Raw genomic sequence first — 24,520 nt, 5'->3', positions numbered from 1 at the left:
CACCGTCGGAGGAGGGCGAACGTGAAGCTGCGCAAGGGGAAGATCATCCCCCGCGACGATGGGAAGCGCATCGAGGAGTTCGTGGGTGTGGCGACGACGGGCACCGACTCCCTGTCGGTGGCGCGGATGCTGGCGCCGCCGGGCTGGTCCGGTCCGGCGCGGACTCCCGAGTTCGACGAGGTGGTCATCGTCCTCAAGGGCGAGCTGACGCTGGTGGTGGACGGCCGGCGCCAGCTCATCGGGGAAGGGGAGTTGGGGCTGCTGCGCAGAGGCCACCGGGTGGTGTTCCGCAACGACGGGCAGGGCGCGTGTGACTACTACTCGGTGTGCGCGCCGGCCTTCCGCGAGGAGCTGGCGCACTTCGAGGAGGAGCCCGAGGAACTGGAGGCCAACCGGGTGACGGTGCAGGTGGCGCACCCGCAGGGCAAGCGCTTCGCGAAGCAGGTGACGGAGCTGGCGGAGACGTTCCTGCGCAAGCTGGAGCTCACGGGTTGTGAGCTGTCCATTTCCCTGGTGGGCGATCACGCCATCCGCCGGCTCAACCGCACCTGGCGCAAGAAGGACAAGGCCACGGACGTGCTGAGCTTCCCGGCGGGCGACCTGCCCAAGGGCACGCCCGGGCCCAGGCAGCTCGGCGACGTGGTCATCTCCCTGGACACGGCGAAGCTGCAGGCCAAGGAGTACGAGCGCACGCTCGACTCGGAGGTGGCGCGCTACCTGGCGCACGGGCTGCTGCACCTGCTGGGCTACGATCACGAGCGCCCCAAGGACGCGCAGAAGATGGCGCGCGCCGAGGAGCGGCTGCTCGGCGAGAGCGGCATGGTGGGCGATGCCGTGGCCCCTCGGGCCCGCAAGCTCATGACCTGAGCGCCGGGGCGAGCCCAGGCAGCAGGTTTCCCTCCCCTTCGCTAGCGGAGGACGGCGTGGCCTCACGGGGGCAAGGTGCCCGTGAGGCCCTGGAGATGACGTCTCAGCGGGCCGACAGCGCCAGCGCCAGCATCGCGCTCAGCTCGAAGGCCCGGTCCATACGGTAGGGGCAGTAGAGCGCCTTGGAGATCCACAAGGGCTCGCGCTCCGGCGTGGACGGGCGCGGGTCGTAGTTCCGCTGCAGGTAGCGCTGGGCCCGCTGCAGGGCGCCGTGGATGGCCTCCTGCTCGACGCCCTTGTCGCGCAGCCAGTGGAGCACCAGCACCGCGAAGGCGGTCTCCACGGAAGTCGCCTGGTTGCCGGCCCCCCAGCCACCGTCCTCCCGCTGGTTGCGCAGCAGCGTCTCGATGGAGGAGCGCATCGCCGTGGGTTGCGCGATGGCGAACATGACGTGGGTGGTGGTGTAGAGCCACGACGTCTGCCACTTGTCCCGGCGCCACAGGTTGTCCTCGTCCCGCTTGCGCAGCAGGGCGTCGACCCAGCGGGACGTGTCCCGGCCGGCGATGTTCAGCGCCATCACCGCATGCGCGGTGGTGGTCAGCGAGGGGTTGGACTCGCCAGGGTAGGTGATGAAGTGCTCCTCCCTCGCGTACTGATCGAGCAGGCCGATGTCCGCGGGCCGGCCCGCGGTGATCAGCAGTGCCAGGGTGACGGCCGTGCAGTCCGCATCCGGCATGAAGTAGTCCGTGAAGCCGATGCCGCGCGGGGTGAACGCCGCGCTGAGCTTGTCGAGGTGCGAATTCACCACGTCGGCGAGCTCCGGGTGGTTGAGCAGTCCGGCGCACATCAGTGCCAGCAGGCCCCACTCCTGCTCCATCCAGTTGATGGGCCACGAGGGGGGCACCACGCCCGGGATGCCGGCGTCCGACCCCACCTCGGCGTTCTTCAGGTAGCGCCGCGCCGAGCTGCAGGCCTGCTCGAGCTCGGGCCGGCCCCGCGCCGCGTGCAGCCAGGCGGCGGTGGCCGCGGGACTCAACCCGACGCCCCCCGAGGCGTCGATCAGCGCCGGGTCCGGCTCCGTCCCCCAGCCCTCCCACGAGTGGACGGGTGGGGTGCCGGGGTAGTGCTTCATGCGCAGCAGTTTCTCGCGGCGCCGCCGGCCCATCTCGCAGAGCGCCGCGTACTGGTCCACAGGCACCTCCAGGCCCAGGGCCACGGCGTCCTCGAGCAACCGCGGCAGCGTGAGCTCCACGCCCACCAGGAGGTCATCCGGGGGCTGGGTCCAGGCCCAGAAGGGGCGCTGCCTCCGGAGGAACTCCAGCCCGCGCTCCACGGCCCGCCGGGCCCGCTCGTCCTTGCCGTGCACGTGCAGGGCGAGCACGGCGGCGAGCGTCGGCGTGTCGCGCGCTTGCGGCACCTTCGGGTTGTCCCAGCCGCCGTCCTCGTGCTGCTGTCCCAGCAGCCATTGCACGGCCGCGTCGACGCCCTCCTCGGGTGGGGCCAGACGCATCACCTGGGCGGTGTCGTAGACGGAACTGCTCTGCAGTCCTCCATGGCGGCCGAGCTCCCCGAGCAGGGCGCGCAGCTCTGCCAGGATGTCGGTGGCCGTCAGGGGTGTCATGGCATCCCCCCGCTGCGGAGAGGGGTTCTGCTCAGGAGAAAGCGTCCGCGCGAGCATCGACCTAACCATTCTGCCTCACGAGAATGTGGTGGTAATCGTGCTGGGTGTAGAAGTCGCAAGCGAATCCGGCGATCCCCAGGATGAAGCGCTCGGGGTAGCCCGTGGTGGTCTGCCCGGTCCGAGCGAGCGCCGTGCAGCGCTCCAGGCCCTGTTGGATGCTCGATTGGATGGTGGCGCGTGCCTGCTCCAGCGCCGCGGCCTCCGTCAGCCCCGCGCTCCGGACGAGTTCCTGCTGCAGCAGGGTGAGGGAGTTCAGCTTCTGTTCGGCCACCTCGCGCTCGTAGCTCCGGACGTCATTGGCCAGCCGCACGCAGATGGAGGCCTCGCGCTCCATCTCGCGGAGCCTGGGCAGGTGTGACGGCACGGACTCGTCACCCAGGGTGATGAGGGCACCCCGGTAGGTGGCGGGCACGCCGATGCTGTAGAAGCCATTGTCGAGATAGGCCTCGAACGAGGGGCGCTCGCGCTGCCCGCTCTCGCGGTATTGCGCACTCCACTGGTCCTCTCGCTGCATGCCGCCCAGCAGCTGCCGGGTGGCATGGGACCAGTGCGGTTGGAGCGCGGGGAAGAGCGGGGAGCGCGCGAACTCGTCGCGGATCTCCCTCAGACCCTGGAAGAGGGGATCGTCCTGTCCGGTGCTCCCCTCCGCCCCATCGAGGATGGGCAGGCACCGCTCCACCCGCGCGCACAGCTCGGCATAGGGGATGAGCCCCTCGTCCATCATGTCATCGACGGCGAAGATCCACGCGACCAGCCGTGTGCAGGGCAGCAGCGCGGGAGCGTCACGGAACGGACCCGCCGCGGCGAGGGTGAGGGCAATCTGGGGAACCCGGACCGCGCGCATGAACGGATACCGGGCGACCCATTCACCCAGCGGGCGCGCCAGCTCGGCGGTCAGTTCGAAGACGCGGGCCTGGACGTCGCTGGGAAGCGCGGAGAGATACTTGCTCTTGAGGAGGCTGGCTTTGTCGGGAGAGGGCATCGGATTTCCGTGGGGGGAGAGCGTCCCGTCAGGAAGCCAGTGCCAGGACTGGCCGGCGCAGGGTCACCTTGAGCGTGAAGGGAGAGGGCGCCAGCGTCGCCAGGGGCAGGGGGCGTACCTGCTGGCCGGGCACGAGCGAGACACTCAGGTGCTGCAGCATGTGCGTGAGGACCAGATGCATCTCCATCAGCGCGAAGTGCTGGCCGATGCAGATGTGGGGTCCCATGCCAAAGGGCATGTACGCGCAGCGCGGCAGCTTCTTCTCGTTCTCCGGCGTGAAGCGCTCGGGATCGAAGCGCTCCGGCTCCGGGTAGTACTGCGGGTTGTGGTGGATGACATGGGGCGAGATGATGATGAACTGCCCCTTGCGGAACTGATAGCCCTCGACCTCGATGTCCTCCAGGGGGGCGCGGCCGAAGAGGAAGGAGGGCGTGTACATCCGCAGCGACTCCTTCAGGACCTGGAGCGCGTAGGGCAGCCTGGGGAGATCGGCGGGGGTCGGGGTCCTTCCGTTGAGCACCTCGTCCACCTCGGCCTGGAGCCGGGCCTGGATCTCCGGATTCCGGGCGATGAACAGCCAGGCCCAGGACAGCGAGTTCGCGGTGGTCTCATGCCCCGCCAGGTAGATGGTGAGGGACTGATCGATGAGCTCCTCCTCGGTCAGACCTGAGCCATCCTCATCCCGGGTGCGGAAGAGCAGGGAGAGCAGATCCCCGGCCTCCTCGTCGCGGTTCCCGGCCTCCTCGATGAGCTCCCTGGCCCGGCGGCGCAGGATGGAGATAGCCCCCCGGGCGCGCCGGTTGTTCCCGGTGGGAACGCTCAGCGGCAGGGCGACGGGGTTGGCCACCAGGCGGGCGATGTACTCCGTCGAGACACGGATGGACTCGAAGAAGCTCTCGTCCTCATCGCCCTTCATGTTGAACATGCTCTTGGCGATGATGTTCCGGGTCAGCCGGTGCATCATGTGCACGAAGTCGATCTCGGCTCCGTCCTGCATGGGACGCAGCATGTCGTCCGTGCAGGACACCATGTGCTGGGCGTAGCCGAGCAGCCGCTTGGGCGTGAAGAGCGGCGCCAGCATCCGCCGCATCCGCAGGTGGTAGTCCCCGTGGATGCCGGGCAGGGCCGTCTTTCCCATGACGGGGCTGACGCTCTTGAAGAAGACCTCGCTCTGGAGCTTGGAGGCCCTGTCCACCAGCAGCGTCTGGAGGATGGACGCGGAGTTGGGAACGATGATCGTGACCGGCCCAATCCGGAACGAGCCGATCTCACCACACTCCCTGCCTACCCGCTCGAGCAGGCCGAGGCGATCATGCCGGAACTCGGACCAACTGCCGAACAGCAGCGGCTGGCGTACTTGCGGAATGGTCTTGTAGCGAGGGGCCGTCATCTTCACGAACCTTTGGGGTGCGTCGGGGATTACGACTCATGCGCGGACACATCGGACAGGACTGCGAGCGTCTGGGCCGCGCGCGCCTGGAGTGAACTCCCGTTGGCGCTCGCGGACGTGGGCGCCGATGTCCTCTGCCCCGCCATGGTGGCCACCTTGTCCGTCACGCCACGCACGAACGTCAGGGCCTCATCCGAGGAGCGCAGCTGCTCCATCGTCTGCTCCATCAGCCGCGACAGATCGTTCACCGCCTGGAAGATCTGCGCGATGCCCGTGTTCTGCTGATTCACCGCCACGGTGATCTGCCGCACGGACGCCGCGTTGTCGCGGACGATGCCCGACAGCTGGCGGATGTTGCTCTCGAACGCGCGGATCTGCACCAGGCTGTTCTCCACCTTCTCCGAACCCCTCTCGGAGATGATGGCGACATTGGTGATGGCCGAGCTGATGTCATCGAGGATGTTGCGCACGTTGTTGGTGGCCCGGACGGACTGATCCGCCAGGTTGCGGATCTCTCGCGCCACCACGCCGAAGCCCTTGCCGTGCTCGCCCGAGCGCACGGCCTCGATGGCCGCGTTGAGCGCCAGCATGTTGGACTGATCCGCCAGGCCCTTCACCGTGCTGGTGATGTTGACGATCTGCCGGGTGCGCATGTCCAGGTTGCGGATCAGCTGGGCCATCTCCTTCACGATCTCCCCCACGCCCAGCAGGCCATCGAGGCTCTGCTGGATGGCGAGCTCGCCGGCGCGGCTGATCTCATCGGCCTTCTCCACCTGCTGGAGGATGTTCTCGGCCTTCTGTGCGGTGAGGGCGGAGGTCTGCTTGATTTCCTGGGTGGTGACCTGCGTCTCCTGGAGGGCGGAGGCTTGATGGGTGAGGGCCTCGGCCTGCTTGTTGGCGGACTGCCCCAGCTGCTCGGCGGAACGCCAGAGCGCATGGGCGGAATCTCCCAGCGAGTTGGAGAAGGCCTTGAGGCGCTCGAAGCCGCTGGCGGTGGCCGCGGCCAGGTCGCCCACCTCGTCGCTCGCCACCCACTGGGGGAGCTTGGGATGGCCTCCGGCGAGCGCCTGCACCGCATCCTGCACGCTCTGGGCGCCTTCGGTCTGGTAGCGCGAGAGCTGCCAGGCGGACACCGCCGCCGTCAGCAGCATGTAGGCTCCCAGGATGCTGATGGGCACGAGCGCGTCCTTGGCCAGCTTCTGCGCCGTCTCGTCGAGCATGGCGACGAACTGGGCCGTGGTCGCCTGGTTCTGCGCCTGCTCCCTCAAGTGCTGATAGCCGTCGTAGGCCTCTCGCATGACCACGGTCATGGCGGTGGTCAGGGTGCTGGCCACGAAGAGGCCGAGCACGTACGGAAGGTACCAGCGCTGGCGGACCCAGAAGATGCCCGCGCCCTTGGGCGTGGCCTCGGGATCCCGGTGGAACTCCGCGATGGCATGGGGGCGCAGGATGCGCTCCCAGTCCAGCCGCTGCTGGATCATCATCAGGGAGATGAGCAGGGAGACGACCAGGGTACCCCAGGGGACCGTCCACAGGCTCTTGTGGAAGTACAGCGCGGGCAGCCCCGTGTAGACGGCGATGGCCGCCGCCGTCTGGGACTCGATTCCCAGCTCGAGCTTGCGGGGAATCTTCAGGATGCGTGTCAGGCGCGCACCGGACGGCTCTCCTGGAATCTCCGCGAACGCGCCATGCACCGTCGTGCGGATGATCAGATAGGGGACCACCCCGCCGAAGATGATCATGACGGGGGGCAGCAGGACGGTCGCGGTCTGGATGCTCTCTTCCCGGGAGAGCCCGGTGATCAGCGCCAGCATGTAGACCACTGCTGGGAACACGATGAAGGACTTCGAGTTCGCGGCGATGAACAACCGCACGATGAGCTTCCTGATCTCAGCCTGGTCTATAGAAGTCATGGTAAGCTGGCTCCAACGATGACACGGAGCTGCGCCGTTACCGCGCTCCGTGCATGGAGCGGGGGCAATGCCAGTAGGGAATGGAGGCTGGAAGGTTCACAGGCCAAGGTGCCCCCCGGGGGCTGCTGGTGTGCTCTCGCTGCCCGACACGAAAGCATAAGCGTAACAAAGATGGGAGGCCCATTAGAAGGCGGGGGCTGGATCGGAGGGGCTGCTGATGAGGGCCGCACGAGTGGTGCGCCCGGCCGATGGAGAGGCCACGCAGTCCCCTCGGAGTAAACGCCTGGTAAGTGGCAACGTAATTGTTGCGTCAGACTGACCCAGGTGGTGGGGTTCCAGGAGGATATTGCTGGGTGAACGAGAACGGCAACTTCTCGTCCGGCAGCGCTCCGCCGCAGTGGCGCAGCAGAACGTCGGCATCGGTGAGATCTTCGAGGCCCAGTGCACTCCGTGGCGGCCAGGTGTCACAATTCATTGGAAGCCAGGGTTGGCAGGAATTGGGCTCGACGCCTACCGACGGCGGGCCCCCTGCCCGCTGTGCCGGGGACCTGGTGCTGACTCGACGCTCTCATTGAACGTCCGGTCCCCGGGCAGGCACACTCGGGGTTGAGTCGGGCGGCGCGCATGATAGGTAGGCCCGCCCTCATTTGTTGGGACGGACAATGCCCCGCATCGCCTCATTGCTGACCTGCGTGCTCGGCCTGCTGCTGCTGGCCGCCCCCTCGGCGCGTGCCCAGGAGATGCCCCCCTGGGGGACGGGCGAGAGCCGGGGCGAGGATCTGTCCATCTACCTGGCCACCTTCGGGCCCGGCGACGATGTGGCCTCCTGGTGGGGGCACGGCTCACTCGTGGTGGAGGACCAGCGGCTGCACCAGACGCGCCTCTACAACTACGGGATGTTCTCCTTCGACTCGAGCATGCTGCTGCGCTACGCGATGGGGCGGCTCGAGTTCTGGGTGGACGACGCGAGCGCCGCGGGGACGTTCCGTTTCTACAAGTCGTTGAACCGGGACGTGCGGTTGCAGGAGCTCAACCTGACGCCGGCGCAGAAGGTGGAACTGGGGCGCTTACTGGCGGTGAACGTGCTGCCGGAGAACCGCAACTACCTGTACCAGCACTACGACGACAACTGCGTGACGCGGCTGCGCGACGGCATCGACAAGGTGCTGGGCGGGCAGCTCCACCAAGCGATGAGCGTCCCCGGGCGGATGACGCTGCGAGGCCACACGCGCCGCTATACGGCGGTGGGCCCGGCGATGAGCGTGCTGCTCGACTTCCTGATGAACGACGAGATCGACAAGCCCATCACCCGCTGGCAGGAGGCGTTCCTCCCGGACGAGCTGGAGCGGCAGGTGGCGGAGATGCAGGTGGTGGGGGCGGATGGGCAGAAGCACCCGCTGGTGGCGAAGACCGTGAACTACTACACGGCGCAGGGCCGTCCGGCGCTCCCCGAGCAGCCGCCGAAGTACGGGCCCGTGCTGCTGCTGCTCGGCCTGGCGTTCGGAGGCGGTGCGGTGGGTCTGGCGCTGTGGGGCCGGCGCAGCGGCGGCCGGGCTCCTCGCATCCTGCTCGGCCTGCAGAACGTGCTCATCGGGCTGGTGTTTGGGATTCCCGGTTTCGCGCTGTTCATCATGTGGCTGTTCACCGAGCACTCGGTGACGTACCACAATGAGAACCTCTTCCTGGCCAATCCGCTCACCCTGGTGATGCTGCCCCTGGGCATCCGGTTGATGCTCGGCTCGGAGAAGGCCCGCGAGCGGATGCGGCTCTTGTGGCGGGTGCTGGCGGCGCTGGGCGTGCTGGGGCTGGCGCTCAAGGTGCTGCCCCCGTTCGACCAGGACAACTGGCGCCTCATCGCGCTCATCCTGCCCATCTCGCTGGGCATGGCGGCGGCGCTGACGCTGGCCCGGAGCCGGGCCCCGGTGGAGGGCCGGGCCGTGGAGCCACTCGCTCCTTCCCTCAAGGCTTCTGGAAGCTGAAGATTCAGCACTCGCGCGCGGGCTCCGTCCGTGCGCACACTGAGGAACATATGGCGAACGACTCGATGGAGAAGATCGGCGGGCTTCGCGAGCGTCTGATGGCGCTCAGGGGGCATCTTTGACCTCGACCGCAAGAGGTCGCGCATCGCGCTGATCGAGCGCGAATCCACGCTCCCCAACTTCTGGGACGACAACACCAAAGCGCAGGCGATGCTCAAGGAGAAGTCCACGCTGGAGTCGAGCGTGAACACCTTCGAGAAGACGCTGCGCGGCCTGGACGACGCCCAGGTGCTCTTCGAACTGGCGGCCGAGGCCAACGACGCCGACAGCGCGAAGGAGGCCGAGGACTCTCTCACCTCGCTCGAGGGGGAGGTCTCCAAGCTGGAGCTGGCGCGCATGCTCTCCGGCGAGCAGGACCGCTCCAACTGCTTCATGGACATCAACGCGGGCGCCGGCGGCACGGACTCCATGGACTGGGCCGCCATGCTCATGCGCATGTACACGCGCTACTGCGAGACCAAGGGCTGGAAGGTCGAGCTCAACGACTCGGTGCCGGGTGAAGAGGCCGGCTTCAAGAACGTCTCGCTGCGGATTGAAGGCGAGTTCGCCTACGGCTTCCTCAAGGCCGAGGTGGGCGTGCACCGGCTGGTGCGCATCAGCCCCTTCGACGCCAACGCGCGCCGGCAGACGGCGTTTGCCTCGGTGGACGTCTACCCGGAGGTGGATGACTCCATCCAGATCGACATCCCGGAGAAGGACTACGAGCTGAAGTTCATCCGCGGCGGTGGCGCGGGAGGCCAGAAGGTCAACAAGACCTCCTCCACGGCGCAGCTGCGCCACCTGCCCACCGGCATCCTCATCACCTGCCAGACGGAGCGCTCGCAGTCGGCCAACAAGGACATGGCCTTCAAGATCCTCCGCGCCCGCCTCTACGAGCTGGAGCTCAAGAAGCGCGAGGCCGAGCAGGCCGCCGCCGAGGCCCAGAAGAAGGACATCTCCTTCGGCTCGCAGATCCGCTCCTACGTGCTCGCGCCCTACCGCATGGTGAAGGACCTGCGCACCGGCGTGGAGACGGGCAACGTGGACGCCGTGCTGGACGGGGATCTCGAGGAGTTCGTCACCTCCCAGCTGATGGGCGTGAAGAACCCCAACCGCAACGTCCCCGAGTAGCCTGGAAAAAGCGCGGGAACCTTTCCGCGGCCTCGCTGTCCAAGGTCGCGGAACAGGGGAGCGCGGGGCATGGGGTAGGATGGAAGCGCGCGGTGTAGGCCGCGCGGGAGGCCACCGGTGCCATCGAGCGGGGTGCTCGGCATGGATGTGGAGGGGACGCCGGTGACGGGCGAGTCCGATGCCGCCTCGCGCGAGGAACGCCTGCTGCTGGCGCGGTTGCGGCGGGGTGAGCCCGAGGCCTTCGAGGCGCTGGTGCACACGCACCAGGACCGGCTCTACGACTTCTGCGTGCGGATGCTGGGGGACCGGGAGGAGGCGAACGATCTGGTGCAGGACGTTTTCGTGAGCGCCCACCAGAACCTCTCGAAGTTCCGGGAGGACTCCCGGCTGTCCACGTGGTTGTTCCGCATCGGGAAGAACCACTGCATCAACCGGCTGAAGTACCTGAAGCGGCGGGGGAGGGGACGGTCGGAGGAGTACGGTGAGCAGAGCGAGGGGGCGCTGGCGGAGCTCCTGGGCTCGCCCCCGGGGCCGGACGCGGCGTTGGAGTCGGCTCGGGAGCAGGCCCGGGTGCAGTGGGCCATCTCGCAGCTGGACCCCGAGCCGCGCATGCTGGTGGCGCTCCGGGACATCGAGGGACTTTCGTACGAGGAGATCGTCGACATCACCGAGCTACCGTTGGGAACCGTGAAGAGTCGGCTCCATCGGGCACGGGAGAAGCTGGCGGAGCTCCTGGGGCGGCTTGAGGAATGAACGGCTTTCAGCGGAGACTCCGGGACATGCCAGCGCAGCTCAGCCACCGCGAGACCAGGGCCCTGTTCATCGCACTCGCCGACGAGGAGCTCCCCGCCGACAAGGCGCAGGAGGTCCGCTCGCACCTGGACGGCTGTGGCGAGTGCCAGCGGGGCTGGCAGAGCTATTCGAGCACCGTGCTGCGGCTGCGGAAGGTGGAGAAGCAAAAGGCTCCGCCCGCGCTGGCCACCCGGGTGATGACGCGGATGAAGCGGCAGCGGCGCTTCGGGCTGAAGCGGCTGCACCTGATGCACGCGCAGTACCGCCTGCCGGTGGAGATCCTCATTCCGCTGCTCATCGCGGCCGCGGTGGGGGCCTTCCTCCTCATGTCCGCGCCCTGAAGGGAACATATCCCGCGTCCATTCGTTGCGTCCCGGGGTGCGCTTGGCTACGGTGCCGCGCCCTTACGGGATGCCCCATGGCTGACACTCCAGAGAACAAGACCGTCGAAGCGGACCTCGGGTCCAAGGAGCAGGAGATCTACGACCAGCGTCTGGACAAGGCGCGCAAATGGCGGGACTCCGGCTTCAATCCGTACGGCAACGGCTACCGCCCCCAGCACATGGCTGCGGAGATCCTCGACCGCCACGACAAACAGTCCATGGAGGAACTCGAGAAGGCCGAGCCCACCGCCTATGACGTGGCCGGCCGCATCGTGGCCGTGCGCAGCTTCGGCAAGGCCGCCTTCGTCAAGGTGCGCGACCGCTCGGGGGAGATCCAGGTCCACCTCAAGAAGGACGCCCTCGGGGACGCCTACGAGCTCTTCAAGCTCACCGACATGGGTGACTTCGTCGCCGTGCAGGGCACCATCTTCCGCTCGAAGACGAACGAGCTGACCCTGTCCGCCACGAAGTTCGTGCCGCTCACCAAGTCCCTGCGGCCCCTGCCCGAGAAGTGGCACGGCCTCACGGACGTGGAGGTGCGCTACCGCCAGCGCTACCTGGACATGGTGTCCAACCCCGAGGTGAAGCAGACCTTCCTCAAGCGCAACAAGCTCATCCGCTACATCCGGGACTTCCTCGACGGGCGCGACTTCATCGAGGTGGAGACCCCGATGATGCACCCGCTGGTGTCTGGCGCGGCGGCCCGCCCGTTCATCACCCACCACAACGCGCTGGACATCGATCTGTACATGCGGATCGCCCCGGAGCTGTACCTCAAGCGCCTGGTGGTGGGCGGCATCGAGCGCGTCTACGAGATCAACCGCAACTTCCGCAACGAGGGCATCAGCACCCGGCACAACCCCGAGTTCACGATGCTCGAGTTCTACCAGGCCTACGCCACGTTCGAGGACCTGATGGACCTCACCGAGGAGATGCTCTCGGGCGCGGCGAAGTCGGTGACGGGGGACACGAAGGTGTCCTACCAGGGGCACGTGCTGGACTTCGGCAAGGGCTGGAAGCGCATCCCCATGACCGAGGCCATCCGCGAGGTCGTCCCCTCGCTGAGCGACAAGGACATGTCGGACGCGGACCGGCTGCGCCACGAACTGCTCAAGACGACGCACGGGGAGTCCGAGCGCCGCGCCATCGAGACCATGCACCATGGCGAGCTGGTGGGCGCGCTCTTCGAGCACCACGTGGAGCAGAAGCTGGTGCACCCCACCTTCATCACGCACTACCCCACGGCCGTCAGCCCGCTGGCGCGCCGCAACGACCAGAACCCGGACATCACCGACCGCTTCGAGCTCTTCATCGCCGGCCGGGAGATCGGCAACGCCTTCTCCGAGCTCAATGATCCGCTCGACCAGAAGGAGCGCTTCCTCGCCCAGCTGGACGCCAAGAAGCGCGGCCAGCAGGAGACGATGGACTACGACGAGGACTACATCCGGGCGCTGGAACACGGTATGCCGCCCACGGCGGGCGAGGGCATCGGGATTGATCGCGTCGCCATGCTGTTCACGGACGCGCCGTCGATCCGCGACGTCATTCTATTCCCCCTCCTCAAGCCGCTTGCGAAGTAGGCAGGAAACCTCGTGAACGCCGAACGGCAGACCGTCTACCGCTGGAGTTTCATCTGGAGCGGCGCCCTCGTGGCGCTCGTTGGCGCCGTGCTGCTCGGCGTGGCCATCACCCGTTCGGATGCCTGGGAGCGGGTGGCGGGCATGCTCGGTCTGTCCGCGCTCGCCTGGGGTGGGCTCGTGCAGACGCTCCAGGCACTGGGGCTCGCGGCGGTCCAGTCCACCGCGCGTTCCTCGGTGGGGCTCGTTGGGACCGAGTATCTCTACGCCGGCACGGCCGCCTGGCTGGTGGGCTGGGCGATCATCGCCACCGGTATCCGGCGCGCCCCCGCCCCCTCCGAGGGGCCGAGTCCGGCCGCTGGGGCGACGCTGTACCCCCGGCTGGCGCAGTACCGGGACTTCTACTGGAGCACCCTGGGCGCCTATGGCGGCGGCATCCTGCTGGCCGAATTGGTGCTCATCCTGCTGCAGACGTTCCTGTCCAGTGGTGGAGGGGCGGGCGGGAGCGGGGAGGGCGGTCTGGCGCCGACGGTCGCCTTCGCCATCTCGTTGATCGTCTCGTCGTTCGTGGCCTTCGCGTGTGGCTTCGTGGGCGCTTCGCGCGCCCGGCGGGTGGCCCTGCCCGAGGCCACCATCGGTGTCATCTACCTGGGCCTGCCCGTGCCCGTGATGCTGACGCTGATGGAGCAGATTCCGGACCTCCAGCTGTCGCTGGGCTACCGGCTGCGCGAGGTGACGTACCTGGCGGACATGCTCGGCCGCCCGGTGGTGGGCTACTGGCTCGTCTTCTCGCTGCTGGTGCTCATGCTGGTGCTGGGCATCAACACCGGGTTCATCGCCGCGGGCAGCGGGCGCCTGGACCTGAAGCTCCGCTTCGAGCTCTTCGTCGCCCGGCGTCACGTGGGCGTGTTCCGCCCCTCGCTGCTGCTGGGGACGCTGGCGGTGCTGATGTTCGGCATCATCCCGCCGCTCATCGTCTACGGCATCATCCGTGCGGTGGAGGCGGCCGTGGAGCGCACCCGCATCCGCTCCCTGGGCATGAAGGATCCGCTCGCCGCCGCGTCCGCGCTCAACCGCCTCAAGCTGCGCGAGCAGTCGCCCACCATGATGATGACGGCGCTCTCGGTGGGCGGCGTGGGCGTGGGCGTGATGGCGCTCATCATCGTCCTGTCCGTGATGAGCGGCTTCGAGGAGGACCTGCAGAAGAAGATCCTCGGGGCCCACTCGCACGTGGTGGTGTCGAAGTACGCGGGCCACCTGACCGAGTACAAGCGGCTGATGGAGCAGATCTCCAAGGTGCCCGGCGTGGTGGGCCAGACGCCCTCCATCGACAACCCCGTCATGGTGCTCGCCGAGGACGAGGTGCAGGGCATCGTGCTCAAGGGCATCGACCCGGAGACCGTGGGCTCGGTGTTGGACCTGCGCAAGAACATGTTGCCGGGCGGCGACCTGGACAACCTCGAGACGCCCGCGAAGATCGTCCCCCGGCGCGCGTTCGGCGGGTTCGGCCAGCCGTCCTCCCAGAAGCAGGAGGAGGAGGAAGAGGTCGACCCCATCATCGGCAAGTCCTCCAAGAGCGCCGAGGAGAAGGTGCTGCCCGGCATCATTCTCGGACGCGAGCTGGCCACCATCCTGCGCGTGGTGGTGGGCGACCGGGTGAACGTCATCTCCCCACAGGGCGCCGAGCTGGGCCCCACGGGTCTCATCCCCAAGAGCCGCGCCTTCCGCGTGGCGGGCATCTTCTACTCGGGCATGTACGAGTACGACGCCAAGTTCGCCTACATCCTGCTCAGCGAGGCCGAGAAGCTCTTCGGCTCGGATGGCCCCAGCGGCATCGAGCTGAAGGTGTCGGACGTGGATGACGCCCGGCGCATCGCCTCGCAGGTGTCGCGCGAGCTGGGCGGCTACCCCTACCGCGCCCGCGACTGGGGAGAGATCCACCGCAACATCTTCTCCGCCCTGCGCCTGGAGAAGCTGGTGATGGGCATCATCCTGTCCATCATCATCATCGTGGCGGCCGGCCTCATCGTGGCCACCGTCATCATGCTCGTGCTGGAGAAGCGCAAGGAGATCGCCGTGCTCAAGGCCCTGGGCGTCTCCGACGGCGGCATCGTGAAGATCTTCCTCGCCGAGGGCCTGCAGATTGGCGTGGCGGGAGGCCTGCTGGGGCTCTTCTCCGGCCTGGGCTGGTGCTACTTCATCCTTCGCGTGGGCATCAGACTGGACCCGTCCGTCTATTACATCCCGAACCTGCCGGTGAAGATCGAGCCGGTGCAGACCGCGCTCTCGGTGGTCATCGCGGTCCTCGTCACCTACCTGGCATCCATCTATCCCGCGCTCAAGGCGAGCAGCGTGGAGCCGGTGGAAGGCCTCAAGGCGGAGTGAGGAAGATGTCGCTGCTTTCCATCCGCAACGTCTTCAAGAGCTACTTCCTGCACGGCAAGCGCATCGACGTGCTGCGCGGCGTGTCCCTGGACATCGAGAAGGGCGAGCTGGTGAGCCTCATCGGGGCGTCCGGGGCAGGGAAGAGCACCTTCCTGCACGTGCTGGGCACCCTGGACATGCCGGCCGCCGGCGAGCTGCTCTTCGAGGGCCGGAGCGTCTTCTCCATGAACGACGCGGAGATCGCCGACTTCCGCAACCGGACCATCGGCTTCGTCTTCCAGAGCCACTACCTGCTACCGGAGTTCACCGCGTTGGAGAACGTGGCCATGCCGGCGCTCATCCAGCGCAGGGATCGGACCGAGTCCTATTCCTACGCCCGTGAACTGCTGGAGCGGGTGGGGCTGGGGAGCCGGGTGGACCACCGGCCAGGGGAACTGTCCGGCGGCGAGGCCCAGCGCGTGGCCCTCGCCCGGGCCCTGGTGCTCAAGCCGGCGGTCCTGCTCGCCGACGAGCCCACCGGCAACCTGGACCCGGCCACCGGCGAGGGCATCCACCAGCTCCTGCGAGAGGTGAACCGGGACCTGGGAATCACCGCCGTGGTGGTCACCCACAACGAGACACTGGCCCGCTCCATGCCCCGGCGGCTCCGGTTGGTGGCCGGCCAGGTGACCGAGGCTTGACGCTCTGGCCCCCCCTTCTCGCGATTTCCCATTGAGCCCCGCTGAAATCCTCCCGTAGATTGCCCCGCCCTTTACCGGCCGATCGCTCTTGAGGCTCCCCGTTCTCTCGCTCAGGTTCCTTCTCCCGCTCCTCGTCGCCGTATGGACGGTGCTGCCCGGTCGCGCGCTCGCGCAGGCGGACGGCAAGGGCTCTCCGCCGGCCTCCGTGCCTCCCTCGGCGCTTCCCTCGGCTCCCGCCAAGCCCGGCTCCGACACCCCGGTCAAGCCCGACCGGGAGGTCCGCGAGGGTGAGGTCGTCGACATCCGCATCGAGGGCAATCGCCGCGTCGAGGCCGAGGCCATCCGCCGCGCCCTCCACACCCAGGTGGGTCAGATTTTCGACGAGTCCCATACCGCCGACGATCTCCGGGCCGTCTGGGCGCTCGGGTACTTCAGCGACGTCCAGTTGCTGGTGCAGCGTCTGCCCAACGGCGGCATCGTCTACGTGGTCCGGGTGGAGGAGCGTCCCTCCATCCGCGCCGTGAAGCTCGCCGGCAACGAGGAGCTCAGCGGGGACGACCTCAAGGAGTCCATCGAGGTCAAGCCCCTCACCATCCTCGACATGGATGCGGTGCGCCGCACCCAGAAGAAGATCCACGAGAAGTACATCGACAAGGGCTACTTCCTCGCCGAGGTCAACTACAAGATCGCCCCTGTGCCGGGTGGCCAGGTCGATGTGGTGTTCAACATCGAAGAGAACTCCAAGGTGATGGTGAAGGACATCGTCTTCCTGGGGGCGGAGAAGGTTCCCGCCACCAAGCTCAAGGACGTGATGCTCACCAAGGAGGGGGGCTACCTCTCCTTCATCACCGGCGAGGGCACCTACCGCGAGGAGGTGTTCCAGCGCGACCTGGCGGTCATCCAGGCCACCTACTATGACGAGGGCTTCATCAACGTCCGCGTGGACAAGCCCACCGTCTCGCTCTCGCCCGACAAGCGCTACATCTACATCACCCTCCGGGTGACCGAGGGCGAGCGCTACGACATCGGGAAGATCGACTTCGCCGGGGACCTGGTCATTCCCAAGGAGGAGCTGGCCCGGCTGATGAAGTCCACGTCGGGCACGCACTTCAGCCGCTCGGAGCTCGGCCAGGACATCCAGTCCATCACCGACGTCTATTACGACCGGGGCTACGCGTACGCCAACATCAACCCCGTCACCAACATCAACGCGGACACCAAGACGGTGGACCTCACCTTCGACGTGCAGAAGGGTCCGCAGGTCTCCATCGAGCGCATCGACATCGTCGGCAACACCAAGACGCGCGACAAGGTCATCCGCCGCGAGCTGCGCGTCTACGAGGGTGAGCTCTACAGTGGCACCGGCGTGCGCCGCAGCAAGGAGCGCGTGACGGCGCTCGGCTTCTTCGAGACGGTGGAGGTGACGCAGAAGCCCGGCAGCCGCGACGACACCATCGTCGTGCAGGTGGAGGTGAAGGAGAAGGCCACCGGTACCTTCCAGGTGGGCCTCGGCTTCTCCAACGTGGAGAACTTCATCTTCACGGCCCAGGTGTCGCAGAACAACTTCCTGGGGTGGGGCCAGAGCGTGTCGGCCTCGGCGCAGATCTCCAGCCTGCGCTCGCTCGTCCAGGTGTCCTTCTTCGACCCGTACTTCCTGGACACCAACTACCTGCTGTCCGCGGACTTCTTCCGCGTCGAGGCGGACTACGTCGACTTCACCCGTAAATCGACGGGTGGCAACCTGTCGCTGGGCTACCAGGTCATCGAGGACCTGCTCGTCAACGTGGGCTACTCGCAGGAGCACGTGGACGTGGCGGCCGCGAAGAACTTCGGCGGCGTGCTGCTGGCCAACCGCTTCCTCAGCGGCGTGACGAGCTCGGTCCGCCTGTCCGTCACCTACGACAAGCGCAACAACCGCCTCTTCCCCTCCAAGGGCTTCATCCACTACGGCTCGGTGGAGTACGCGCCCAAATTCCTCGGCGGCTCGTTCCTCTTCACCCGCTACAGCGCCTACTCGCGCCTCTACTTCCCGCTGCCCCTGGGCGCCGTCTTCAAGACGAACGCCACCATCGGCTACATCCAGCAGCTGGATGCCAACCGCCCGCTGCCCATCTCCGAGCTCTACTACCTCGGCGGTATCAACTCGGTGCGCGGCTACCTGCTGCGCAGCATCAGCCCCACGCTGCTGGCGCCCAGCTCGAGCTCGCCCGATGCCTCCATCCAGCAGCTCAACGTGGGTGGCAACAAGCAGCTCATCATCAACCTGGAGCTGGAGTTCCCCGTCTTCGAGAAGGCCGGCATCCGCGGTGTGGTCTTCTATGACGCTGGTAACGCCTTCGCCCAGAACGAGCGCTTCTTCCAGGACAAGCAGGATCACGTGCCCCTGGGGCTCTTCCACTCGGTGGGCTTCGGCTTCCGCTGGTTCTCGCCGGTCGGTCCCTTGCGCTTCGAGTGGGGAATCCCGCTCACCAAACGTCCGGAAGACCAGCCCATCCAGTTCGAGTTTACGATCGGCAATTTCTTCTGATAGGTCGTCCGCCCGGTCCGCAAACGGCCGTCTTCCCGGCCGTTGAACACGGGACCAGGGCGGGACGTCGGAGTCTCAAACCTTCCCCCGAGGAGCTGTCGCACATGTCGCTTCGAAGCAAACTGTCGGTCCTGGCCATTGCCCTCTCGCTCGCCGTGCCGACCCTGGCCGCCGCCGCTGACGTGAAGCTCGGTTACGTCGACTACCAGCGCGTCATGCTCGAGGTGGAGGATGGCAAGGCCGCCAAGACCCGTCTCCAGAAGTGGCTGGAGGGCCGCCAGAAGGAGATCGACGCCGAGCAGGAGGCCCTGCGCAAGGAGAAGGAGACGCTGGACAAGCAGGCCAGCGCCATGAGCGAGGAGACGCGCGTCCAGAAGGCCACGGACCTGCAGAAGAAGGTCTACGACCTCGCCCAGAAGTGGGAGAAGAGCCGTGGTGAGGCCGCCGAGCGCGAGCGCAAGGAGATGGAGCCCATCATCGCGAAGATCGACGAGGTCATCCGCGGCATCGCCGAGCGCGAGGGCCTGAGCATGGTCTTCGAGAAGCGGGACTCCGGTCTGGTGTACGCGCTCAACCAGTTCGACCTGACCAACGAGGTCATCCGCTCGTACAACGGTTCCAAGGGCAAGGCCAAGGACGCCCCGGTCGCCAAGGACGCCCCCAAGAAGTAAGGCCTTCTCCAGTGCGCGCATCTACCCCGCGCCGGCTCGGGGAGCTCGCCACCCATGTGGGCGGCGAGCTCGTCGGGGATGCCGGCCTCTTGATTTCAGGGCTCAACGGGCTCGCCGAGGCGGCCCCGGGCGAGCTCTCCTTCTACGGCAACCCCCGCTACCGCCGGCAGTACGAGGCCACGAAGGCCTCGGCCGTGCTGGTGGGATCGGACGCCGAGCCCCGCGAGGGCGTGTCGCTGGTGCGTGTGTCCAATCCGCATCTGGCCTTCGCGAAGCTCTCCAGCCTCTTCCACCCGCGGCCGTCGTACGCGCCGGGCGTGCGGCCCGGGGCGCAGGTGCACCCCGAGGCGCGCGTGCACCCGGAGGCCACGGTGATGGCGGGCGCCACGGTGGACAAGGGCGCCACCGTGGGGGCTCGCGCGGTGCTCTTCCCCGGCGTCTACGTGGGCGAGGGGGCGGGCGTGGGCGAGGACAGTCTGCTGTACCCCAACGTCACCGTGCGCGAGCACTGCCAGGTGGGGGCGCGCGTCATCCTCCATGCCTCGTGCGTGGTGGGCGCGGATGGTTTCGGCTTCGCCTTCAACCCCGAGGGCGAGAGCGGCCCGGAGCACTACAAGGTGCCTCAGGCGGGCATCGTCCGCATCGAGGATGACGTGGAGGTCGGTGCCTGCACCACCATCGACCGGGCGACGATCGGCGAGACGGTCATCGGCCGCGGGTCGAAGATCGACAACCTGGTGCAGATCGCCCACAACGTGAAGGTGGGCCCGCTGTCGCTCATCTGCGCCCAGGCGGGCGTGTCCGGATCGGCGGAGCTGGGCATGGGCGTGGTACTGGCGGGGCAGGTGGGCGTGGTGGGCCACATCCGCGTGGGTGACATGGCCAAGGTCGGCGCCCAGTCCGGCGTGGCCCATGACGTGGAAGACGGACAGGTGGTAAGTGGCAGCCCGGCCGTACCTCATCGCGAATGGTTGCGCATGTCGGCCGCACTCGGGCAGATCAGCGATCTGCTCAAGGAAGTGCGCACTTTGCGCCGCAGGGTCGAGATGCTCGAGAAGAAGGAGAAGGGCGGATGATGGACATCATGGACATCCAGGGGCTGTTGCCGCACCGCTATCCATTCCTCCTGGTGGACCGGGTGGTGGAGATCGTCCCTGGGGAGAAACTGGTGGCGTTCAAGAACGTCACCATGAACGAGCCCTTCTTCAACGGCCATTTCCCGGGACACCCGGTGATGCCGGGGGTGCTCATCCTGGAGGCGCTGGCGCAGGCCACGGCCATTCTCGCCTACAAGACCGAGAACATGGACCCCACGCAGAAGGTCTCGTACCTGATGGGCGTGGATGGTGCGCGCTTCCGCAAGCCGGTGGTGCCCGGGGACAGGCTGCAGCTCACCGTCGAGGTCGTCCGCCACAAGGGCGCCATCTGGAAGACGAAGGGCACGGCCACGGTGGACGGAGTGAAGGTGGCCGAGGGCGAGTTCCTCGCCACGGTGGTGGACAAGGACAAGGACGCGAGCGGCTCCACGGCCGAGGCATCCTGAGAAGGCACGAGGTAGACACCATGGCGCAGGTTCACCCCACTGCGGTGGTCCACCCCGGGGCCCGTCTCCACGAGACGGTGGAAGTGGGTCCCTACTCCGTCATCGGCGAGCGGGTGACGATCGGCGAGGGCTCTCGCATCGGCCCCCACGTCGTCATCGACGGGCGAACCACTCTCGGTGCGCGCAATCGCATCTTCCCGTTCGCCTCGGTGGGCGGAGCCCCGCAGGACCTGAAGTACGCGGGCGAGGACACCGAGCTCATCATCGGTGATGGCAACACCATCCGTGAGTCCGCCACGCTCAACATCGGGACGGCCGGTGGCGGCGGGGTGACGCGGGTGGGCAACAACAACCTCTTCATGGCCTACAGCCACGTGGCCCACGACTGCGTGGTGGGGAACGGCTGCATCCTGGCCAACAGCTCCGCGCTGGCCGGGCACGTGTACATCGAGGACTTCGCCATCCTCAGTGCGCTGTCCGCGGTGCACCAGTTCACCCGGGTGGGCAAGCACGCGTTCGTCGCGGGCGGGTCCATGGTGGTGATGGACGTGGCCCCGTACTGCACGGCGCAGGGAGACCGGGCGGAGCTGGCCGGCCTCAACGTGGTGGGCCTGCAGCGCCACGGCTTCTCCGAGGAGCAGATCGGCCGTATCAAGGAGGCCTACAAGGTCCTCTTCCGCTCGAAGCTGCAACTGGCGGAGGCCGTCGCCCAGCTGAAGGCGGAGATGGGTGGCCAGTCGGAGATCGACTACCTGCTGAACTTCGTCAGTCAGAGCAAGCGCGGACTGACGCGCTGACGCACCGTGGAGCGCATCGGCCTCATCGCGGGCAACGGACGGTTGCCCTTCCTGTTCGCGAGCGCGGCCCGGGAGCAGGGGCTGCAGGTGGTGGCGGTGGCCCACCGTGGCGAGGCGGACCCGGCCCTGGAGGCCGAGGTCTCCGAGCTGACGTGGGTGCGGCTGGGGCAGGTGGACCGCATCGTCAAGGCTTTCCGCAAGGCGGACGTGAAGCGGGCGGCGATGGCCGGGGGCATCGGCCGGGTGCGCGCGCTGACGGACGCTCGGCCGGACCTGGGCGCGGTGCGCATCATCTCGCGCCTGCGAAGCTTCCGGGATGACGCCCTGCTGCGCGCGGTGGCGGATTACTTCGAGTCGCACGGCATCACCATCGTGGCGCCCACGGACTGGCTGGCCCAGGCGCTGTGCCCCGAGGGCCACCTGGCGGGGCCCCGGCTCCACCCCGCGCAGGAGAAGGACGTGACGCTGGGGCGGGAGGTGGCCACGCTGCTGGGCCAGGCGGACGTGGGCCAGACGGTGGTGGTGCTCAACGGCCACGTGCTCGCGCTGGAGGCGGTGGAGGGCACGGACGAGGCCATCCGCCGGGGCGGCAAGTACGGTGGGGCCGGTGCCGTGGTGGTGAAGCGCTGCAAGCCGGGGCAGGACCTGCGGTTCGATCTGCCGGCGGTGGGCCCTCGCACCCTGGAGGTCATGCAGGAGGTCGGGGCGAAGGTGCTGGCGCTGGAAGCCGGGAAGACGGTGCTGCTGGACGCTCCGGAGCTCTTCCGGGGGGCCGAGAAGGCGGGCATCTCCCTCGTCGGCGTCCCCTGAGCGTCACCGCGGGCTCCCCCCACCCCGGGTGGCCCCTGGTCGCCTGCTCACCCTCCCTTCTGGGGAGTGGGTGAGGGGGTGGCTCGTCACAAAAAAACCTGTGTGGAATGCTCGCCTCTCGAGGGCCTGTTCCGGACAGAACTCCGGGACCCGACCCGGTTCGCGTTGCACGCGCCACGCGACCCGGCCAGGGTGCGTCCCAGCCCGGAGGTCGCCATCCCGCATGAATGTACGCCTGCTGCTGTGCCTCACCCTGTTGCCCCTGTGCGCGTTCGCGGATGCGGTGCGCGTGTCGCTGCAGCCCCAGGCCGCGCTGGGCAAGGGGCTGCCGGCCCTGCAGGTGCACATCGACGAGCCCATCGCCGGCTTCGAGGTGAAGCTCAAGCGCGGTGACGGCCAGGAGGTGCGGGTGAAGGGCGGAGGCGAGCCGGGCGTGACGCGCACCCTGCCGCTGGAGCAGCCCGAGGGCCGCTTCCACTACGAGGGCGAGCTCGTGGTGCGCTTCAAGGACGCGGAGGAGGCGTCGATGCCGCTGTCCTTCGACGCGGAGCTCCTGGGGCCGCTGAAGTTGACGGTGCTCCCCGAGGACGTGGACGTGCCGGGGCGCACGCTGCGCTTCACGCTGTCCCGGCCCGCGTCGCGTGCGCAGGTGACGGTGCTCATGGACACCGGCAAGAAGGCCTTCGAGGGCGAGGTCCCCTTCGACGGCGTGCCCGCGGGCCGGCCGCTCGAGGTGACGTGGCCGGCGACGGAGGGGCGCGTGCTGCGCATCTCGCTCAAGGCCTTCGACACCTCCGAGTTCTATACGGGCGTGGACCTCTTCCCGTGGCGGGTGGACATCCCCCATGAGGAGGTCAACTTCTCCTCGGGCAGCGCGCAGGTGCCGGAGGCCGAGCGGCGGAAGCTGGACGCCAGCCACGTGCTCATCTCCGACGCGGTGAAGCGCTATGGCCGCTTCGCCGAGCTGCGTCTCTACATCCTCGGGCACACCGACACGGTGGGGGACACGGCCTCCAACCGCGATCTGTCCCTCCAGCGCGCCCGCGCGATCGCCACCTACCTGCGCAAGAAGGGCCTCAAGCTGCCCATCTTCTACGAGGGCTTCGGCGAGCAGTCCCCGCTCGTGGCCACCCCGGACGAGACGGCCGAGGCCTCCAACCGCCGCGCCGAGTACATCCTCGCCGTGGAGCCGCCCGCCCTGTCCTCAACCCCCTTTCCGCCGCAGTGGCGGAAGCTGTGATGCACCTCCCCCTGGAGAACCGACGGATGAAGCGACTCCTGCTGCTCGCCCTGCTCGCCCTCGCCGCCCCTGGCTGCATGCGTTCGCGTGCTTCCCTCATCAAGCCCGAGGAGGAGGCCAACAAGTGCGAGCTGGTCCGGGCGCTCATGCGCGAGCGCGTTCCCCAGCAGATCCTTTCCGGACTGAGCGCGGATGGACATGATGGGCTCTCGCAGGTGCTCGTCTTCCTGCGCCGCCCCGAGCAGGCCATGCTCGAGCGTCTCTTCGCGGCCGACGAGCCCAGCTGCGGCGGTACCAATTACAAGGTGGTGCAGCAGATCACCACCGAGGCCGTGGTGCTCTTCCTCCAGCCGCGAGGCACTGGCTACATCTACGACGCGCAGCGCGCCACCCCGGACGCGCTGTCGCTGGGCGGCGAGGCCAAGGGCGCGATGACGAAGGACGACGGCGGCGCCTGGGTCTCCTCCAGCATCTGAGACACCCGCGCCGGCTCCGCCTTCTCGCGCAGCAGATCCTTCCCCCCGTCCGCGATGAACTGCACCGCGATGGCCGCGAGGATGAGCCCCATCACGCGCTCGAGGATGGCCACGCCCGACTGCTTGAGCACCCGCTGCACGAAGCCCGCGGCGCGCAGCACCAGGTAGCTCGTCAGGAAGGTGAGGATGATGGCCACCAGCACGGGCACGGCGGACAGCAGATTGTCCCCGCCTCGGGCCATCAGCACCATGGCGGTGGCGATGGCGCCCGGGCCCGCCAGCAGCGGCATCGCCAGCGGCACCAGGGCCACGTCTTCCTTCTTCTCGCCCTCCTGCTGCTCGGACGGCGTGGTGCGCGTTTCTGACGCTCGTGCGCGCAGCATGTCCAGCGCGGTGATGAGCAGCAGGATGCCGCCGGCCACCCGGAAGGCGCCCAGCGAGATGCCGAACACCTTGAAGATGACGCCGCCGAAGACGGCGAAGAACAGCAGCAGCGAGCACGCCACCATGCACGCGCGCCTCGCCGTGTTGCGGATCTTCTCCTCCGAGTCCCCCGCCGTCATGGCCAGGAAGATGGGCACCACCCCGATCGGGTCCACCACGAAGAGGACCGCCGGGAGCGACACCAGGAAGAGGGAGAGCTGCTCGGACATGCGC

Annotated in this window: 20 protein-coding genes and 1 pseudogene; 16 read left to right on the top strand and 5 right to left on the bottom strand. The window is 67.8% G+C overall.

Annotated elements, in window-relative coordinates:
• Positions 1-21 precede the first annotated feature (21 nt).
• Entirely contained in the window at positions 22-867 is an 846-nt protein-coding gene (gene ybeY, locus DAT35_RS16260; RefSeq protein ID WP_108067953.1) for an rRNA maturation RNase YbeY, read from the top strand.
• Between the two features lie 103 nt (positions 868-970).
• Here the strand turns inward: ybeY and DAT35_RS16255 are convergent, their stop codons facing one another.
• The 4 genes from DAT35_RS16255 to DAT35_RS16240 all read right to left on the bottom strand — a co-directional run bounded on the left by DAT35_RS16255 (position 971) and on the right by DAT35_RS16240 (position 6,833).
• The gene (locus DAT35_RS16255; protein ID WP_108067952.1) at positions 971-2,488 is read right to left on the bottom strand and encodes a prenyltransferase/squalene oxidase repeat-containing protein; all 1,518 of its coding nucleotides are present in this window, start codon (positions 2,486-2,488) and stop codon (positions 971-973) included.
• A 61-nt stretch (positions 2,489-2,549) separates the two neighbouring features.
• The gene (locus tag DAT35_RS16250; protein ID WP_108067951.1) at positions 2,550-3,530 is read right to left on the bottom strand and encodes a terpene synthase family protein; all 981 of its coding nucleotides are present in this window, start codon (positions 3,528-3,530) and stop codon (positions 2,550-2,552) included.
• A 28-nt stretch (positions 3,531-3,558) separates the two neighbouring features.
• Positions 3,559-4,920 (bottom strand): cytochrome P450, encoded by a 1,362-nt coding sequence (locus DAT35_RS16245; RefSeq protein WP_108067950.1) that lies wholly within the window; start codon positions 4,918-4,920, stop codon positions 3,559-3,561.
• 29 nt (positions 4,921-4,949) lie between these two features.
• A complete protein-coding gene (locus DAT35_RS16240; RefSeq protein ID WP_146209739.1) occupies positions 4,950-6,833 on the bottom strand; it encodes a methyl-accepting chemotaxis protein in 1,884 nt (627 codons plus the stop codon).
• A 662-nt stretch (positions 6,834-7,495) separates the two neighbouring features.
• Between DAT35_RS16240 and DAT35_RS16235 the strand changes: the two genes are divergently transcribed.
• The 15 genes from DAT35_RS16235 to DAT35_RS16165 all read left to right on the top strand — a co-directional run bounded on the left by DAT35_RS16235 (position 7,496) and on the right by DAT35_RS16165 (position 23,863).
• Positions 7,496-8,812: a DUF4105 domain-containing protein gene (locus DAT35_RS16235; RefSeq protein ID WP_108067948.1), complete on the top strand. Its 1,317-nt coding sequence runs from the start codon at positions 7,496-7,498 to the stop codon at positions 8,810-8,812.
• Positions 8,813-8,862: 50 nt separating this feature from the next.
• Positions 8,863-9,982, top strand: a protein-coding gene (gene prfB / locus DAT35_RS16230) for a peptide chain release factor 2 (protein ID WP_233261511.1) whose coding sequence is annotated in 2 segments (ribosomal slippage) — positions 8,863-8,931 and positions 8,933-9,982 — 1,119 coding nt in all. Because the reading frame shifts where the segments join, the coding sequence is not laid out codon by codon here.
• Between the two features lie 117 nt (positions 9,983-10,099).
• Entirely contained in the window at positions 10,100-10,735 is a 636-nt protein-coding gene (locus DAT35_RS16225; RefSeq protein ID WP_369945775.1) for an RNA polymerase sigma factor, read from the top strand.
• Between the two features lie 26 nt (positions 10,736-10,761).
• Complete coding sequence (locus DAT35_RS16220) at positions 10,762-11,115, top strand: anti-sigma factor (RefSeq protein ID WP_108067945.1); 354 nt, start codon at positions 10,762-10,764, stop codon at positions 11,113-11,115.
• A 77-nt stretch (positions 11,116-11,192) separates the two neighbouring features.
• A complete protein-coding gene (gene lysS / locus DAT35_RS16215; RefSeq protein ID WP_108067944.1) occupies positions 11,193-12,737 on the top strand; it encodes a lysine--tRNA ligase in 1,545 nt (514 codons plus the stop codon).
• Positions 12,738-12,749: 12 nt separating this feature from the next.
• Positions 12,750-15,119: an ABC transporter permease gene (locus DAT35_RS16210; protein ID WP_108067943.1), complete on the top strand. Its 2,370-nt coding sequence runs from the start codon at positions 12,750-12,752 to the stop codon at positions 15,117-15,119.
• Positions 15,120-15,124: 5 nt separating this feature from the next.
• Entirely contained in the window at positions 15,125-15,799 is a 675-nt protein-coding gene (locus DAT35_RS16205) for an ABC transporter ATP-binding protein (protein WP_108067942.1), read from the top strand.
• An 88-nt stretch (positions 15,800-15,887) separates the two neighbouring features.
• The gene (gene bamA, locus DAT35_RS16200; RefSeq protein ID WP_108067941.1) at positions 15,888-18,326 is read left to right on the top strand and encodes an outer membrane protein assembly factor BamA; all 2,439 of its coding nucleotides are present in this window, start codon (positions 15,888-15,890) and stop codon (positions 18,324-18,326) included.
• A 104-nt stretch (positions 18,327-18,430) separates the two neighbouring features.
• Complete coding sequence (locus DAT35_RS16195) at positions 18,431-18,997, top strand: OmpH family outer membrane protein (protein WP_108067940.1); 567 nt, start codon at positions 18,431-18,433, stop codon at positions 18,995-18,997.
• 11 nt (positions 18,998-19,008) lie between these two features.
• Positions 19,009-20,073, top strand: a complete 1,065-nt coding sequence (lpxD, locus tag DAT35_RS16190; protein WP_108067939.1) for a UDP-3-O-(3-hydroxymyristoyl)glucosamine N-acyltransferase — start codon at positions 19,009-19,011, stop codon at positions 20,071-20,073.
• A complete protein-coding gene (gene fabZ / locus DAT35_RS16185) occupies positions 20,070-20,540 on the top strand; it encodes a 3-hydroxyacyl-ACP dehydratase FabZ (RefSeq protein ID WP_369945773.1) in 471 nt (156 codons plus the stop codon). Before lpxD ends, fabZ begins: the two co-directional genes overlap by 4 nt.
• A gap of 20 nt (positions 20,541-20,560) precedes the next feature.
• Entirely contained in the window at positions 20,561-21,337 is a 777-nt protein-coding gene (gene lpxA / locus DAT35_RS16180; protein ID WP_108067938.1) for an acyl-ACP--UDP-N-acetylglucosamine O-acyltransferase, read from the top strand.
• 6 nt (positions 21,338-21,343) lie between these two features.
• Complete coding sequence (locus tag DAT35_RS16175; RefSeq protein ID WP_108067937.1) at positions 21,344-22,147, top strand: LpxI family protein; 804 nt, start codon at positions 21,344-21,346, stop codon at positions 22,145-22,147.
• Between the two features lie 223 nt (positions 22,148-22,370).
• Positions 22,371-23,387, top strand: a complete 1,017-nt coding sequence (locus tag DAT35_RS16170) for an OmpA family protein (protein WP_108067936.1) — start codon at positions 22,371-22,373, stop codon at positions 23,385-23,387.
• A gap of 26 nt (positions 23,388-23,413) precedes the next feature.
• Positions 23,414-23,863, top strand: a complete 450-nt coding sequence (locus DAT35_RS16165; RefSeq protein WP_146209738.1) for a hypothetical protein — start codon at positions 23,414-23,416, stop codon at positions 23,861-23,863.
• 26 nt (positions 23,864-23,889) lie between these two features.
• Here the strand turns inward: DAT35_RS16165 and DAT35_RS16160 are convergent.
• Positions 23,890-24,516 (bottom strand): annotated as a pseudogene (locus DAT35_RS16160) (MarC family protein); the annotation flags it as partial.
• Positions 24,517-24,520: the final 4 nt, after the last annotated feature.

The sequence above is a fragment of the Vitiosangium sp. GDMCC 1.1324 genome (assembly GCF_003044305.1).
In the GTDB taxonomy this organism is placed as follows: domain Bacteria; phylum Myxococcota; class Myxococcia; order Myxococcales; family Myxococcaceae; genus Archangium.
This window is presented reverse-complemented; position numbering and strand designations above follow the sequence as displayed.

Bases quoted from the DNA above. Each gene is read 5' to 3' on its own strand.
- DAT35_RS16255 (WP_108067952.1), bottom strand. From the start codon at position 2,488: ATGACACCCCTGACGGCCACCGACATCCTGGCAGAGCTGCGCGCCCTG.
- DAT35_RS16245 (WP_108067950.1), bottom strand. From the start codon at position 4,920: ATGACGGCCCCTCGCTACAAGACCATTCCGCAAGTACGCCAGCCGCTG.
- DAT35_RS16165 (WP_146209738.1), top strand. From the start codon at position 23,414: ATGAAGCGACTCCTGCTGCTCGCCCTGCTCGCCCTCGCCGCCCCTGGC.
- DAT35_RS16240 (WP_146209739.1), bottom strand. From the start codon at position 6,833: ATGACTTCTATAGACCAGGCTGAGATCAGGAAGCTCATCGTGCGGTTG.
- DAT35_RS16250 (WP_108067951.1), bottom strand. From the start codon at position 3,530: ATGCCCTCTCCCGACAAAGCCAGCCTCCTCAAGAGCAAGTATCTCTCC.
- fabZ (WP_369945773.1), top strand. From the start codon at position 20,070: ATGATGGACATCATGGACATCCAGGGGCTGTTGCCGCACCGCTATCCA.
- lysS (WP_108067944.1), top strand. From the start codon at position 11,193: ATGGCTGACACTCCAGAGAACAAGACCGTCGAAGCGGACCTCGGGTCC.
- DAT35_RS16205 (WP_108067942.1), top strand. From the start codon at position 15,125: ATGTCGCTGCTTTCCATCCGCAACGTCTTCAAGAGCTACTTCCTGCAC.
- DAT35_RS16170 (WP_108067936.1), top strand. From the start codon at position 22,371: ATGAATGTACGCCTGCTGCTGTGCCTCACCCTGTTGCCCCTGTGCGCG.
- DAT35_RS16235 (WP_108067948.1), top strand. From the start codon at position 7,496: ATGCCCCGCATCGCCTCATTGCTGACCTGCGTGCTCGGCCTGCTGCTG.
- DAT35_RS16195 (WP_108067940.1), top strand. From the start codon at position 18,431: ATGTCGCTTCGAAGCAAACTGTCGGTCCTGGCCATTGCCCTCTCGCTC.
- lpxA (WP_108067938.1), top strand. From the start codon at position 20,561: ATGGCGCAGGTTCACCCCACTGCGGTGGTCCACCCCGGGGCCCGTCTC.
- DAT35_RS16220 (WP_108067945.1), top strand. From the start codon at position 10,762: ATGCCAGCGCAGCTCAGCCACCGCGAGACCAGGGCCCTGTTCATCGCA.